The sequence below is a fragment of the Brevibacterium sp. BDJS002 genome (assembly GCF_028201555.1).
In the GTDB taxonomy this organism is placed as follows: Bacteria; Actinomycetota; Actinomycetes; order Actinomycetales; family Brevibacteriaceae; genus Brevibacterium; species Brevibacterium aurantiacum.
Genome location: NZ_CP116392.1, coordinates 1,651,011 through 1,666,071, shown reverse-complemented (window position 1 = coordinate 1,666,071; position 15,061 = coordinate 1,651,011). Strand labels below are relative to the sequence as shown.

Below are 15,061 nucleotides of genomic sequence, written 5' to 3'. Positions count from 1 at the left end.
CACCCTGCGTCGTTATTGTGGAGGCATGACGGATACCCCACGAACAACAGCCGAGCGCATCGACGCTTTCGTCCAGCGCCGGGATGCGGCCCACACCGGCAATGAGAAGTCGGTGGAGAACCAGCACAAGCGCGGCAAGCAGACCGCTCGCGAACGCATCGAGGCACTCCTCGATGAGGATTCGTTCCAGGAGATCGACGAGTTCGCCCGCCACCATAACCACCAGTTCGGTATGGAGAACAATCGCCCCGACGGTGACGGCGTGGTGTGCGGTCTGGGCACGATCGAGGGCCGGACCGTGGCCGTGTTCGCTCACGACTTCACCGTCCTCGGCGGCTCCCTCGCCGAGGCGAACGGCCGTAAGATCGTCAAGGTCCAGAAGCTTGCGATCAAGTTGGGCTGCCCCATCATCGGCATCAACGACTCCGGCGGCGCCCGGATCCAGGAGGGTGTGGGCTCGATCGCCCTGTTCGCGGAGATCTTCCGCCTCAACGTGGCCTCCTCCGGCGTGATCCCGCAGATCTCGCTCATCATGGGGCCCTCGGCCGGCGGTGCCGTGTACTCCCCTGCGCTGACCGACGTCACGATCATGGTCGATCAGACCAGCCACATGTACATCACCGGTCCCGACGTCATCAAGACCGTCACCGGCGAAGAAGTCGGTCACGAGGACCTCGGCGGCGGACGCACGAACAATACCGTCTCCGGCAATGCCCACTACCTGGCCAGCGACGAAGACGATGCACTGAACTATGTGCGCGACCTGCTCTCGTTCCTGCCCCAGAACAACCTCGACCCCGCCGATGCCGACGAGTTCGAATCGGACCTGAGCGTCGCACCTGAGGACGAGGCCCTGGATACGCTGATGCCGGATTCGCCGTCTCAGCCCTACGACATCCTCGACGTCGTCACCACCGTCCTCGACGATGCGGAGTTCCTGCAGGTCTCCGAACTCTTCGCCCCGAACGTCGTCACCGGCTTCGGACGCGTCGAAGGAGTCAGCGTCGGCGTCATCGCGAACCAGCCGATGCAGCTGGCGGGAACATTGGACATCGATGCCTCGGAAAAGGCGGCCCGCTTCGTGCGCCTTTGCGATGCGTTCAACATTCCGATCCTCACCTTCGTCGACGTGCCCGGATTCCTGCCCGGCACCGATCAGGAGTTCAGCGGCATCATCCGCCGCGGCGCCAAGCTCATCTACGCCTACGGTGAGGCCACGGTTCCGCTGATCACGCTCATCACCCGCAAAGCCTACGGCGGAGCATACTGCGTCATGGGCTCGAAGCAGCTCGGCGCCGATCTCAACCTTGCCTGGCCCAGCGCCCAGATCGCGGTCATGGGTGCCCAGGGGGCTGCCAACATCGTCTATCGGCGCAAGCTCAAGGCCGCCGGCGAGGCAGGCGAAGACGTCGATGCTCTGCGTGACGAACTGATCCAGGACTACGAGGATGCCCTCCTCAACCCGTATCTGGCGGCCGAAGAGGGCTACATCGACGCGGTCATCAAACCGAGCGAAACCCGGAACCGGATCGTGCGCGGGCTGCGGGCGCTGAAGAACAAGCATGTTGACGCTCCAGCGCGCAAGCACGGTAACATCCCACTATGAGTGAGGACGTTTCACAGCCCGCCGACGACGCCGCGCCGACCTCGGCCGACGACGCCGCAGCCACCTCCACCTCGGTCGAGGACCGAACACAGGTGCACGCACACGACGGCGAACCTGTCAGCGACGATATGGCCAGCGCCGCAGCGGTGGCGGCCGTCGTCGCGATCCGCCAGGTGGCTCTTGCCTACGCCGCCAATCAGGCTGCTGCCCTGGATCAGATGGAGACGGCCAAGCACGACCGTGCCGGATTCAACGCGCCACGTCGCAACGTCCGCAAGCGACTGCCGCAGGCCTGGACACAGACGCTGGGTCGCTGACACCGGGACGCTGCTGCTGGGACGTTGACAGGTCAGCGAGCTCAGCAGCCAGACACACTTTGGGCGCCGACAGATCTTCTGTCGCGCCCAAATCATGTCACCGGTGCAGCCCGTTCGCTGTGGGGCCTGCTTACCTCAGCCGGTACTGGTCCTTTTCAGGGTCGGCCCCAGGCTCCACTTGGTGGATGGTTCCGGTATCGAGACCAGGACGCGGCGCGTATCCGTCATCGACGGTGACCGTGCTCAGACGCTGAGGACCACGTTCACCGGCCACCGACTCGTCCGAACCCGCCGCTGTGTCTGCAGTCGCCGACTCGCCCGAATCGTTCACGACTCCTCGTGTAGGACCGCCCAGGTCCTCACCGTAGACAGCTTCACCACGAGCCACCATTCCGGCGACGTCGGAGAGCTTGAGCTGCGGGAGGAACCAGGCGAGGACGAAGGCGACGAGGAAAACCGGAACCATGTACCAGAACGAGGGTGCCAGGGCGTCCGCATAGGCATTGACCACGAGGTCATGGATGGGTCCGGGCAGTGAGGCCACGGACTCCGGAGTCAGCGAGTCGGTGGAGGCTCCACCGGCTGCCGCGCCGCCGGGTGCCTGCGACATCGCTTCGCCGACCTTGTCTGCCAGCCGGGAGGTGAATATCGACCCGAACAGTGCCGTGCCCACCGAGGCACCGATCTCGCGGAAGTAGTTATTCGTCGAGGTTGCGGTGCCCACCAGCTCCGGGGCCACGGAGTTCTGAATGACGAGGACGATGATCTGCATGACCAGGCCCAGGCCGAAGCCCATGGTGAAGATCATGCATCCGATGAGCACCATCGAGGTATCGGCCGTCAGCGTGGTCATCCAGGCCAGAGCAATGCCGGCGATGAGGGTGCCGAAGAGCGGGTAGATCTTGTACTTGCCGGTCTTCGACACGATGAAGCCGGAGACTATGGAGGTCAGCATGACACCGGCCATCATCGGCAGCATGAGCAGGCCGGATCCTGTCACATCTGTCCCGGATGCCATCTGCATGAACGTGGGCAGGAACGCCATTGCGGAGAACATGCCCAGGCCCAGCAGCAGGCCGATGACTGTCGAGAGGACGAAGGTCTTGTTCTTGAACAGGAAGATCGGGATGATCGGGTTGCTGACCTTGGATTCGACATAGACGAAGATGGCAGCGGAGACCACAGTGCCGATGATCAGGGAGATGATGGTCGGCGAGTTCCAGTCATAGTCGTGACCGCCCCAGCTGGTGACGAGGATCAGCTGCGAGGTCGCTGCCACCATGAAGATGATGCCCAGGACGTCGACCTTCTTATCCGACTTGTGGCTGGGCAGCTTGAGGGCGAAGAGCGCGATGAAGAATGCGATGATGCCGATCGGGACGTTGATCCAGAAGCACCAGCGCCAGTCCATGTGCTGGGTGAAGAATCCACCCAGGACCGGACCGAGCACGCTCGAGATCGCAAACAGGCCGCCGAGCGGGCCCATGTACTTGCCGCGTTCGCTGGCGGGAATGATGTCGGCGATGATGGCCTGCGACAGGATCATCAGACCGCCGCCGCCCAGTCCCTGGAAGCCGCGCCAGGCGATGAGTTCCCAGAAGGACTGGGCCATGCCGGACCCGAATGAGCCGACGACGAAGATCGCGATCGCGACGAGGAAGATGACCTTCCTACCCCACATGTCGCCGAACTTTCCATACAGCGGCATGACGATGGTCATCGCCAGCAGGTAGATGGTGACCAGCCAGGCCTGATGCTCGACACCGTCGAGTTCACCCACGATCGTCGGCATTGCCGTCGACACGATCGTCTGGTCCAGGGTCGCCAGGAACATGGCGGCCATGAGCGCGGAGAAGATCAGGACGATCGTCTTCTTGGTCAAGACGATCGGGGCTTTCTCCGCAGTTTCGATTGCTGAACTCATGCCGATTCCTCCTCAAAGATGTCTCGTAGTTCGTCGAACAGTTCTTCGATGACCGGGGCCGGGTCGCCCTCGACCTTGCGCAGACGCATGAACGTCGCCTTGATCGACATCATCGCCAATGCAGCCAGGGCCTCGGCGCGGATGGACACCGACACCCCGTCGCCGTCGTCATGGCAGTGGCCTGAGCCGGAATCGTCAGAAGAGCTATTGGTCGCCGAGGTGGCCCTGCGGTTCACGTCGGACGCTGAGTTCTCGTCGGTCGCAGAGGTTCCCGAGTCCGTCGCTCCCCCGTCGAGGCGACGTTGGATCATCTCGCGGAACAGGCGCTCATTGTTGCCCATGCGAGACATCTGAACCTGCATGAGCGAAGGATCCTGCTTCATCAACAGGTGATACTGGTGCATCTCTTCGCGCTTGTTCAAGCGCGTGCGCACGACCGAGGCCAGCAGGTGCTGGAGGTCGGACAGCAGCCGCCCGTCCGGGCCGCCTGCCTCGAACGCTGCGATGTCGGGCTGGTCCTCATCGTCGAAGACGGTGTCGGCGCGGCCCAGCAGTGCCTCTTCCTTGCTGGAGAAGTAGTTGAAGAAGGTCCGCCGTGAGACTCCGCAGCGTTCGCAGATGTCTTCGACGGTGACGTTGGCGTACCCGTTCTCGAGTGCCAGATCGAGGGCGGCTTGACGCAGAGCCTGACCGCGTTCGCGCTTCTTGCGTTCGCGCAGCCCCTCGGGCTCGCTAGAAGATGTGGAATCCATATTCACATTATTGCACTCGGTGCATTTTTGCCTCAAGTGCAACTACCGTGTTTTACGGCACATTCTCAGCCGGACTCAAGCTCTCCCCTGAGTCAGCCTCAGTACCCGAGCTTCGCGTTCGCCAGCACCGGAATCGCCTCGGCGGCCTTGTCAGCTACGGCGAGGTCAACCTCGACGACGTCAAGAGCCTCTTCGCCCCCGAGTGAGGAGATGACGTGACCGAAGGGATCGGAGACGAGGCTGTGGCCGACGCCGGTCGGTCCCTTCTTCGGCACCTCCACACCACTGACTTCGGGGTCGGCCTGGCCGATGGCGGCAACGAACATGTTGGAGTCCAGTGCCCGGGCACGAGCCAGAGTCTCCCATTGTTCGACCTTGCCCTTCCCCGCACCCCAGGACGCGGAGACGATGGCGAGTTTGGCACCACGACGGCTGATCTCTGCATACAGCTTCGGGAAGCGGATGTCATAGCACAGGGTCAGTCCGACGTTCTCACCGTCGAGGTCGATGACGACCGGGTCCGCACCGGGGACGACTGTATCGGATTCTTTGAACCCGAAGGCATCGTAGAGGTGGATCTTCGCATAGTCGCGGCGCTCACCCTCTGGCGTGTAGACGGCAAGCAGGTTGATCACCTTCTCACCTGAGGTCGCGAACTCGCCGACGATGACGGTGATTCCGGCCTCGGCTGCCAGCTGGGTCATCTCCGACCGCCACGACTCGGTGTTCGCCTCGGCGACATCGCGCAGGCCGGGCCCGAACGCGGACATCGTGGCCTCGGGGAAGACGACGAACTCGGCTCCAGCCTCGGCGGCCCTGTTGGTGTAGTCCCGGACCTTGTCGAGGTTGTCCGCAACCGTGGTGGTGGAGTTGATCTGCGCGAGTGCGAATTTCATGGCCAGTCCTTGCGATCCAGAGATGTCAACGGTGCGTTCAGGCTACCGCGATCGCACGCGTGGAGAAACCTCCGTCCAGCTGGCAGTGACCAAGTCCATCCGGCAGTGACCAAGCTCAGCCGACACCGTCCTCAGTGCAGGTATTCGCGACCTGGGCGACCACCTCGGCGACGGCCGTGGACGAAGTAGTAGAGGATCATGGCCAGGATGACGAGACCGCCGCAGAGCATGAACATGCCGCTGCCGCCGGTCAGCGGCATGATGGCGCCGAGGATGATCGGGCCGATGCCGGATCCGGCGTCAAGGAGCAGGAAGAATGAGGAGGTGGCGACGGCTACGCGCGACATCGGCACCGATTTCACGGCGATCGCCTGCATGCACGGCATGAGCGAGCCGAAGCCCAGTCCGACGAAGACGCCGGCGAGGATGATTCCCGTCATGGTCGGCCACATGGCCAGCAGGATGTTGCCCACGAGGTTGAAGATGAAGACGGGATAGATGACGAAGTTGTCGCCGAGGGTGTCCTGCAGGCGACCGACGAACAGTCGTGCGATCAGTGAGGCCACGGCGAAGGCGACGAAGAACAGGGAAGCAGCACTGGCGACCCCGTTGTCCTCGGCATAGCCGGCGAGGAACACGAGCGCGGCAGCGTAGGCGGTGCCGACGACGAGCATGATCGAACCGATCCGCAGCCCTGCCGGATCGACGAGGGTGGAGAGTTTGAGGTTCCATTTGCTGCTTCGCTGATAGTCGCTGAGCTCCTGCTTGGGCAGCTTGATGATGACGCAGAGGATGAAGGCGACGAGTGACATGAACGCCGAGGCGGCGAAGAGCATCGGGAAGTCATAGGCCCGCGGGAGGATGACACCCAGATAGGGCCCTAAAGCCGTCGACAGCGTGGTGGCGGTGCCGAAGTAACCGGTGCCCTCACCTCGGCGGGAGGACGGGATGACGCTTTGGATCGCGGTCATGATGGCCGTGTTGCCGGCGCCGAAGGCGATGCCGTGGATGATGCGGATGACGAGGAGCCAGACCAGGGTGTCGGCGAAGATATAGGCCACGGAGGCGAGGATCGAGATCGCCATCGTGATGATGAGCAGCTTCCGCCGACCGATGAAGTCCAGGTACTTTCCGGTCAGCACACGTGCGACGACGGCACCGACGACGAAGGAGGAGGACGCGAAGCCTGCAGCGGCCTCGCCTGCGGAGAATCTGGCGACGGCGTAGCCGGCCATGGACGTCATGAGGAGGTAGAACACCATCGACATCGACAGGTTGAGACCGATGCCGACGACGAAGTCCTTGGTCCATAGCTGTGCCCGTGCCACTGAAGATCAGTCTCTCTTCCTGTCGAATGATGCGCTCAGTCCCCAAGCTGCCCGGTGGGAACAGCCTGCCCGGTGAGATCGGTGCCTGCGGTCAGTGTCGATCGGCTGTGATCGGCGAATCGCTGATCGTTGAGATCGGGCTGATTTCTGAGATCGGGCTGGGAACCAATCCATGCTATCCGGTGGTCCCCGTCGGCGGCGGTCCATCTCAGGGTGATCTTGCTCTAGTCGCCTGATTGCTGTGTTCTCAGTCATATAGGGTGAGAATCATGACCCAGAAGAGAACCCCTTCGGCCGTTGATGCCGTTGCTGAAGAATTCGTCGACAGATCACTTGCGCTCTCCCCGTCCCTCGCCCTCTACCTCGGCATTGAGGGCGCGAAGGGCTTCGATGACTTCTCCCCCGCCGGTCTGGCTGCCGCCAACGATCTCACCGTCGAAACGCTGGCCAAGCTCACCGAGGTTGAGAAGACGGCCGAACTCGACGACGTCGACCTCGTGACCATCGATGCAATGCGCGACCGGTTGACCGTTGAACGCGACTACTTCGACGCCGGGCTCAAACATTCGAGCCTCAACGTCATCGAATCTCCCCTGCAGTCCATCCGCGACGCCTTCGACCTCATGCCCACCGACACCACCGCGGACTGGGAGACCATCGCCACCACGATGGAGGCCGTCCCGACCTCTGTGGCCGGCTATCAGGAGTCCTTGGCCCTGGCTAAGAGCCGTGGTCAGGTCGCGGCCCGGATCCAGATCGAGAAGGTCATCGAACAGGCTCGCACGCTGGCCGAACCCGGCAGCAACTTCGACCAGCTCATCGCCGGTGCCACCGACGTCCCGTCGTCGCTGCGCGAACAGCTGAGCACCCACGCCGAGGCGGGCCGTGAGTCCTTTTCCCAGCTCGCCGATTTTCTGGCTGCCGAACTTCTCCCGGCTGCGCCGGAGAATGAGGCCTGCGGTCGTGAGGCCTACGCCCTGTATTCGCGCGACTTCCTCGGCGCCGAGGTCGACTTCGATGAGACCTACGCATGGGGGCTTGAAGAACTGGCCCGCATCGACGCCGAGCAGCGCGAGGTCGCGGAGAAGATCCAGCCCGGGGCCGATCTGTTCGAGGTCATGGAGACGCTCAACAAGGATCCCAAGCGGACCCTGCACGGAGCGGAGGGGCTGCGGGAGTGGATGCAGAAGGTCGCCGACGAGGCCATCACGGAACTCGGCAAGTCCCACTTCGACATTCCCGAGCCGGTGCGCACGATCGAATGCATGATCGCCCCCTCGGCCACCGGAGGCATCTACTACACCGGCCCCACCGACGACTTCTCTCGGCCGGGCCGCATGTGGTGGTCGGTGCCCGAAGGCGTCACCGAGTTCGCCACCTGGCAGGAGAAGACCACCGTCTATCACGAGGGCGTGCCCGGCCACCATCTGCAGGTCGGCCAGGCCACCTATGTCTCTGACACCCTCAACCGCTGGCGCCGACTCATGTGCTGGGTCTCCGGACATGGTGAAGGCTGGGCCCTGTACGCGGAGAAGCTCATGGCCGACCTCGGCTTCCTCGACGATCCCGGCGACTACCTGGGAATGCTCGACTCGCAGCGACTGCGCGCGGCCCGGGTGGTCCTCGACATCGGCTTCCACTTGGGACTCGATGCACCCGAGAGCCTCGGCGGTGGGACCTGGAACCGGGAGAAGGCCTGGCAGTTCCTCACCGACAATGTCGCCATGGACCGGTCCTTCCTCGCCTTTGAACTTGACCGCTACCTCGGCTGGCCGGGACAGGCCCCGAGCTACAAGATCGGGCAGCGCCTGTGGGAGCAGTTCCGCGACGAGGCCAAGGCCGAGGCCGAGGCCGGAGCCGGAGCCGACTTCGATCTCAAGGCCTTCCATACCAAGGCGCTGAACCTGGGATCGGTCGGCCTCGATGCCCTCGGCCGAGCCATGAAGCGCTGACGCTGCGCAGAACACTGGTGGGAGAATGACCTGGTGAAGAACAATGACAGTCCTCGCAGCGATGGCCCGCGCTCTGAGACAGTGCGGGTCACCGAAGTGCTGCGCAACGAGATCATCGACGGAATCCGTCTGCCCGGCAGCAAGCTGGTGGAGCGGAACCTGGCCACCGAGCTCGGGGTCAGTCGTGTGCCGATCCGCGAGGCTCTCAAGCAGCTCGCTGCCGAGGGACTGGTGGCGAATCGACCCAACACCTGGTCGACGGTGCGCGAGTTCTCCCCCAGTGACATCGCCGACCTCAACGAAGTGCGGACAGTCTTCGACATCCTGTCCTTCGAACTCGCCGCACAGCGACACAATCGGGAGGGTTTGGCCAAGCTCGAGGCCACCATGGCCAAGGGCAAGGAACTGTCGAAGGCCGGCGATGTGGTCGGCGCCCACCGTTCGGCCGCGGACTTCCATGCCATCGTCACCGAGCTCTCCGGCAATCGGCTCCTGGCCGAGATCGGTGAGCTCCTCGACTCCCGTATGCGCTGGCAGCTGAGCCAGCACGATGACCTCGACTTCGTCGCCACCGAGCATGCTCAGCTCTACGACGCCATCGCCCATCGCGATCAGACAAAGGTCAGGGATCTGGCCGCCCGGCACCTCGGGACGAGCCAGGAGCAGCACGACAAGCACAAGGAACGCCTCGCCAAGGCTGTCGATGAGGGAACTGAGTCACGCGAGGAAACTGAGTCAGCCGAAGGAACCGAGTCACACGAGGACTGAGTTCACACACTGCTGAGGTCACGCTGCGCTGAAGGGCCAACCGCTCAACTGCTTCGGACGAGCCGGCGCGTAGGTCCTCACCTTCGAGGTCTTCAGTCCCAGGCCGACCAACGATTCGGCCAGCTTCACTGCGGCGGTGACCCCGTCGACGACGGGGACATCGCAGCGTTCGACGATGACCTGCTTAAGATCGGCCATTCCCCCGCACCCGAGGACGATGGCCTCTGCACGGTCACGTTCGACCGCCTCGGCGGCTTGATCAGCGATCGCCTCTACGGCGCGCTCAGGCTGATTCTCCAACTCGAGCACGGCCATCCCGGAGGCACGAACCGAGGTGCAGTGCGTGTTGAGTCCCGCTAAGAGGAGCCGGTCCTCGATCAGGGGAACGGTGCGATCGAGCGTCGTGACGACCGCGTACCTGTGGCCGAGGAACATCGCCAGCGCTGCTCCCGCCTCGGTGATGTCGATGACGGGCACGTCGAGGAGTTCCTGGAGTCCTTCGCGCCCATGTTCTCCGTACCCGGCCTGGATGACGGCGTCGAACTCCCCCGGATATTTCATCACCGCGTCCATAACACCCAGCGCCGCGAGATAGCTCTCGACATTGCCTTCGCAGGATTCGGCTCCGAAGGTGGGGGTCAGTGCAATGATCTCGGTGCCCGCCGAGGCGGCTTCTCGTGCCGCGCGGGCGATGCCCTCAGTCATCGACTCAGTCGTGTTCACGTTGACGATGAGAATTCTCATGGCAGGGCTCTCAATCAGTGTGTGGTGGGGACGGCGATCTCTTCGCCGTCGACCTCGCGGAAGGTGAAGTTCCGGCGGGCGATGATGAAGTAGATGATGGCCGCGATGCCTGCTCCGCTGAACCAGGAGAATTCCGAGAGTCCGGCAAATGCCGGGACCAGAGCGAAGACGAGGGAGATGACGGAGGCGGGGATGAAGGCGCCGATGGCTCGCCAGTTGACTCCGCGGTGGTAGAAGTACTCGCCGTCTCCCGCCTCGGTGTAGAGCTGGGGAACGTTGACCTTCGTCTTCCTGATCACCCAGTAGTCGACCATGATGACGCCGAACAGGGGTCCCAACAGAGCGCCGAGTCCGCCCAGGAAATAGACGATGACGACGGGTGAGTCGTAGAGGTTCCAGGGCAGGATGACGAACCCGATGACCGCGCTGATGATGGCCGCACTGCGGAAGTCGAGATGACGCGGGAACATGTTCGTCAACGCGTAGGTCGGAGCGACGAAGTTCGCCATGAGGTTGACCGCGACGGTGAGGATGAGCAGCGCCAGGGAGGCCAGCGCCAGCAGAATCGGGTTGCCGATGGTCTGCACGATGTCGGCCGGTGAGGTGATGACCGTGCCGTCGATCTTATACTGAGCTCCGGCCAGGGAGATCACGACGAGGCCGAAGACGAGCATGTTGATCGGGATGCCCCAGAAGTTGCCGACGACGATCGATCCCTTCTTCTTCGCAGCGCGGGTGAAGTCGGAGAAGTTGAGGACGAAGGTGCCGTAGATCGCGACCCACAGGGACCCACCGCCGAGGATGTGCATCCACATCGGCCACCCGGACAGGGCGTCCTCTCTGGCCCAGGAGATGGAGAAGTCGACGCGGGAGAGCATCCAGATGGCCAGTAAGACGAAGGTGACGAGGATGATCGGTCCGGCGATCGCCTCGTATTTTCGGATCATCTCCATGCCGTAGCTGACGATGATGACCTGGACGATCCAGAGCAGCGTGAACGAGAACCAGCCCAGCCCGGAGAGTCCGAGGAACTCGGTGTCGGCCCACGACTGGAGACCGGGAATGAGGGTGATGAGCAGGACGTTGAGGACGCTCGAGGCCAGGTAGGTCTGGATGCCGAACCAGGCGATGGCGACGATTCCGCGCACAGATGCCGCCAGCTGCGCGCCGTGGACGCCGAAGGCGATGCGGCTCATCACCGGGTAGGGCACGCCCGTCTTGTGACCCATGAAGCCGGAGAGCGTGAGCAGGAAGAAGAGCAGTGCGGCACCGACGAGCAGCGCCACGAGGATCTGCCAGGCCCCCAGGCCCAGGGCGAAGAGTCCGAGAGCGAACCCGTAGTTGCCCAGCGAGTGAACGTCGTTGGCCCAGAGAGTGAAGACACTGTAGGCCGTCCAACTGCGCCCTTCTTTGCGACTGGGCGCCAGATCCGAGTTGTAGAACCGGGGACTGATGCGATGCGCCGCCAGCTGTTCGGGGCTCGGCCCCATCCACTTCGGTGCTGAGTCCTGCGTGGCCTCGGTCTTTGACATGGGTGTCACTCAAATCTGCAGGGCACAGAGCTGGGATACCAAATTGAATACCACTGCGCTGCGACGGCGGGTTCTTTCGAACTCAGCGTAACCCCAGTCACAGACTGTGCGCAATGACACATTTGCAACAGAGCCGTCGATACGCTCAACTACAGGGATCGTGCGAGCGGCTCAGCCGCTGGTCACGGGCTTGAACCCGACAGTTCAGCCATAGGATTTTTGGCATACCATTTATTCTTCTTCTACGTCCTTGGCCGTCGGATCCCACTTGACGATGCCCACGGCGATGGCTCCGGCCAGCGGTGCGCAGGCAACAATCCAGAAGACTCCGGTGCCCATCGAACCGGCCAGGATCGGGAACATGATGAGGGAGACGATCGAGAACGCACGCAGCACGGACTGGTTGAATCCGATGCCGATTCCACGCAGCCTCGTCGGGTAGGACAGGGTGGCGTAGTTCATCAGGTTGGCTCCGGGCCCACCTGCCTGCGCGAAGACGAAGGCCGCGAGCATTGCCACCGATACCAAGACGAGGGCACCGGTCGGGATGCCGACGATGGCCAGCAGGGCCAGTGCGACGGCCTGGATCGCGAAGCCCACGAGCGTGATGCGGCGGGTGCCGAACCGGTTGACGATCGTCATGCCCAAGAGTCCGCCGATGGCCCCGAACCCGAGGTTGATGACGAGTGAGGCGATGATCGTGACAAGCGGAGTCTGGTGGAACAGCGTCGTGATGATCAGCGGGGTGCCGTAGGCGACGGCGTTGTAGCCGAAGGTGGAGAACACGGACACGCAGAGGGCGACGATCGTGCGCACGCGGTACTGCGGGGCGAAGAGTTCTGCGAACCCGCTCCACTTGCCTCCGCGCTTGGGCGCTTGAGGCTGAGATGCTTGGCTCGTGGGTGCTTGCGGAGTGGATGTTTCGTTCGCGATCGTATCAGCCGATTCCACCGTATCCGTCGATTCCGATGGGCTGCGTTTCGCGTCGTCTGCGAGCCTGACATCGAGGTTGTGGTGTGAGCGCATGACGTCCACGGCCGCGCGCAGGTCGCCCTGGTTGGCCAGCCACTCCGGTGATTCGGCGAGGTAGCGGCGGCGGACGAGGAGCACGATGAGGGCGGGAACTGCACCGAAGCCGACGACGATTCGCCACAGGATGGCGTGCTGGTCATAGGGCAGGGTGACGAAGATGATGAGGACGACCAGATACCCGATGCCCGTTGCGATGTACCAGGCAGGTGACCAGGCGTTGACGCGCTGAGAGCGGTTTCCCTTGCCCTTGAGTTTGGAGAACTCGGCGAGGAAGGCCATCGCCACCGGCAGGTCGAGGCCCACACCGATGCCCATGATGAACCGGAAGAAGATGAGGACCCATTCGTTGGGAGCCACGGCACAGCCGATGGCGGCGACGACGAAGAAGACCATGTCGGCCATGAACAGTTTGTAGCGCCCGAAGCGGTCGACGAGGTATCCGCCGAAGAGAGCACCGATGACTGCTCCGACCATGATCGAGGCGTTGACGAGCCCGGTCATGAAGCCGGAGAGCCCGAACTGCTCCTTGATCGCGGTGATGCCGAAGGCCAAAGACGAGAAGTCATAGGCGTCCATAAAGATCCCGCCGAGGGCGAGGATGATGACCGCTTTGGTCTTCGTACCCTGGGATCCGAATTCGGCGAGGACCGAGTGGATGTCGGAGGCGCTGCGGATGATCCGCGAAGACTTCGTCCCGCTGGCAGTGCCCTCCGTCGCCGAGGTGGGGCCTGAGTCGGTCTTGTCTGGTGCATGTGCCGAAGTGCCGGCAGATTCTGGACTATTCACAATCGCTCAGTATGGTCTGGGCGCGTCCTCGCCCGCTCCCCCGGCCGTCACAATATGTCACGGGCCGCCGGGTCGTCTGAGTTGTCCACCTATTCCAGTTCGACGCCGCGCTTCTCCGGAAGCAGGAACATGGCGAGGAACTGGATGAGGTAGATGGTCGGCAGGAGCGCGAGAGCGAAAGCGAAGCCGAAGGAGTCCGCGAGCAGAGCGATGACCACGGGCGCGAGTCCGCCGAGGGCGCGACCGATGTTGAAGACGACGTTCTGCGCCGTGGCTCTCACCTGCGTGGGATACATCTCTGCAAGCAGGGCACCATGTCCACCGAGCATGCCGTTGGCGAAGGCTCCCATGAAGAAGCCGCCGATGAGCAGTGCAGTCGGGTCGGTCATCTGGCTGTAGACGAGGATCGAGACGATCGCCCCGGCCTGGAAGATCCAGAATGCCTGACGCCTGCCCAGTCTGTCGGCGACCTGTCCGAAGATGAGGATGCCAGCGAGCATTCCGATCACCGTCACCGCCGTCCACAGCGATCCCTTCGTGACACCGAGGTCCATCTTCTCGGACAGATAGTTGGGCAGCCAGGCGATGATGCCGAAGTACCCGAAATTCTGCACCGTCGAGAGGACGATCAGCGCGAAGGTGATCTTCACGGTCGCTTTGTCCTTGACCAGCGCGCGGATCTTCGCGCCAAACGTCGGAAGATCCGCGGCAGCTTGGGGCGTCCCGTCAGAGTCAGATTCGGCCCCTGAGCCTTCCGGCTCCCCCGCTATACGACTCCGCTGGGACTGCACGAACTTGTCGGGCTCTTCGACGCCTCGGCGAATAACGAAGGCGAAGATGGCGGGGAAGAGACCGATGACGAACAGCGCCCGCCAACCCCACAGGGCGATCACCGGAGCGGAGACGATCGCGGCGGCGAAGACGCCGATCTGGAATCCCACGCCCACCCATGAGGTGGCTCGGGCACGCTGGTTGGCCGGCACCGCCTCGGCGGCCAATGCCATGCCGATGCCGAACTCGCCGCCGATTCCGATGCCGGCGATGAACCGGTAGGCGGCCATGTCCCAGTATCCCTGCGCGATTGAGCTCAGTCCGGTGAACACGGCGAAGATGAGAACGGTCCAGGTCAGAACCCGGACGCGACCGTAGCGGTCGGCCAGTGATCCGAAGATGATGCCGCCGAGGACCGCTCCGAAGAGGGTGATCGTCGACAGTGACCCTGCCTCGACGTCGCTGAGTCCGAAGGTGGCGATGATCCCGCCGAGGGCGAAGCTGAGGATGAGCAGATCGAAGCCGTCGAGCCCGTATCCGACAGCCGCGGCGAAGAGCGCCTTGCGTTTGTAGGCGGGCGCCGAGGTGGCCTCGGCAGTTGTCTTGGGCGTCGCAGCGCTCATGCGGGATCCTCAGGTGATCGGCGGATCGGA

At 63.2% G+C, this 15,061-nt stretch carries 13 protein-coding genes; 5 read left to right on the top strand and 8 right to left on the bottom strand.

Features of this window, described 5'->3' with window-relative positions:
* The first annotated feature begins 25 nt into the window (after window positions 1-25).
* Both PGC08_RS07745 and PGC08_RS07740 read left to right on the top strand, forming a co-directional pair.
* A complete protein-coding gene (locus PGC08_RS07745) occupies window positions 26-1,606 on the top strand; it encodes an acyl-CoA carboxylase subunit beta (RefSeq protein ID WP_069599879.1) in 1,581 nt (526 codons plus the stop codon).
* On the top strand, window positions 1,603-1,923 hold the full coding sequence (locus tag PGC08_RS07740) for a hypothetical protein (protein WP_009884553.1): 321 nt from the start codon (window positions 1,603-1,605) through the stop codon (window positions 1,921-1,923). Before PGC08_RS07745 ends, PGC08_RS07740 begins: the two co-directional genes overlap by 4 nt.
* 130 nt (window positions 1,924-2,053) lie before the next feature.
* Here PGC08_RS07740 and PGC08_RS07735 read toward each other — a convergent pair whose 3' ends face one another.
* From PGC08_RS07735 to PGC08_RS07720, 4 genes are all read right to left on the bottom strand, one after another.
* A complete protein-coding gene (locus tag PGC08_RS07735) occupies window positions 2,054-3,847 on the bottom strand; it encodes an MDR family MFS transporter (RefSeq protein ID WP_271709901.1) in 1,794 nt (597 codons plus the stop codon).
* Entirely contained in the window at window positions 3,844-4,599 is a 756-nt protein-coding gene (locus PGC08_RS07730; protein ID WP_271709900.1) for a TetR/AcrR family transcriptional regulator, read from the bottom strand. Before PGC08_RS07730 ends, PGC08_RS07735 begins: the two co-directional genes overlap by 4 nt.
* Window positions 4,600-4,697: 98 nt before the next feature.
* Window positions 4,698-5,495 (bottom strand): carbon-nitrogen hydrolase family protein, encoded by a 798-nt coding sequence (locus PGC08_RS07725; RefSeq protein ID WP_271709899.1) that lies wholly within the window; start codon window positions 5,493-5,495, stop codon window positions 4,698-4,700.
* A gap of 131 nt (window positions 5,496-5,626) precedes the next feature.
* Window positions 5,627-6,823, bottom strand: a complete 1,197-nt coding sequence (locus tag PGC08_RS07720) for an MFS transporter (RefSeq protein ID WP_096146739.1) — start codon at window positions 6,821-6,823, stop codon at window positions 5,627-5,629.
* 26 nt (window positions 6,824-6,849) lie between these two features.
* Here PGC08_RS07720 and PGC08_RS07715 point away from each other — a divergent pair, with 26 nt between their 5' ends.
* From PGC08_RS07715 to PGC08_RS07705, 3 genes are read left to right on the top strand one after another with little or no spacing between them, the layout of a single operon-like run.
* Window positions 6,850-7,059, top strand: a complete 210-nt coding sequence (locus PGC08_RS07715) for a hypothetical protein (RefSeq protein ID WP_096160899.1) — start codon at window positions 6,850-6,852, stop codon at window positions 7,057-7,059.
* A gap of 33 nt (window positions 7,060-7,092) precedes the next feature.
* A complete protein-coding gene (locus PGC08_RS07710; protein ID WP_069601315.1) occupies window positions 7,093-8,775 on the top strand; it encodes a DUF885 domain-containing protein in 1,683 nt (560 codons plus the stop codon).
* A gap of 33 nt (window positions 8,776-8,808) precedes the next feature.
* Entirely contained in the window at window positions 8,809-9,543 is a 735-nt protein-coding gene (locus PGC08_RS07705) for a GntR family transcriptional regulator (RefSeq protein ID WP_096146742.1), read from the top strand.
* Between the two features lie 18 nt (window positions 9,544-9,561).
* Here PGC08_RS07705 and PGC08_RS07700 read toward each other — a convergent pair whose 3' ends face one another.
* The 4 genes from PGC08_RS07700 to PGC08_RS07685 all read right to left on the bottom strand — a co-directional run bounded on the left by PGC08_RS07700 (window position 9,562) and on the right by PGC08_RS07685 (window position 15,031).
* Complete coding sequence (locus tag PGC08_RS07700) at window positions 9,562-10,287, bottom strand: aspartate/glutamate racemase family protein (protein WP_096146743.1); 726 nt, start codon at window positions 10,285-10,287, stop codon at window positions 9,562-9,564.
* Between the two features lie 14 nt (window positions 10,288-10,301).
* Complete coding sequence (locus PGC08_RS07695; protein ID WP_442868164.1) at window positions 10,302-11,819, bottom strand: NCS1 family nucleobase:cation symporter-1; 1,518 nt, start codon at window positions 11,817-11,819, stop codon at window positions 10,302-10,304.
* A gap of 231 nt (window positions 11,820-12,050) precedes the next feature.
* Window positions 12,051-13,637: an MFS transporter gene (locus PGC08_RS07690; RefSeq protein WP_271709898.1), complete on the bottom strand. Its 1,587-nt coding sequence runs from the start codon at window positions 13,635-13,637 to the stop codon at window positions 12,051-12,053.
* Between the two features lie 89 nt (window positions 13,638-13,726).
* Window positions 13,727-15,031, bottom strand: coding sequence for an MFS transporter (locus tag PGC08_RS07685; protein WP_271709897.1), 1,305 nt, complete (start codon window positions 15,029-15,031; stop codon window positions 13,727-13,729).
* Window positions 15,032-15,061 lie beyond the last annotated feature (30 nt).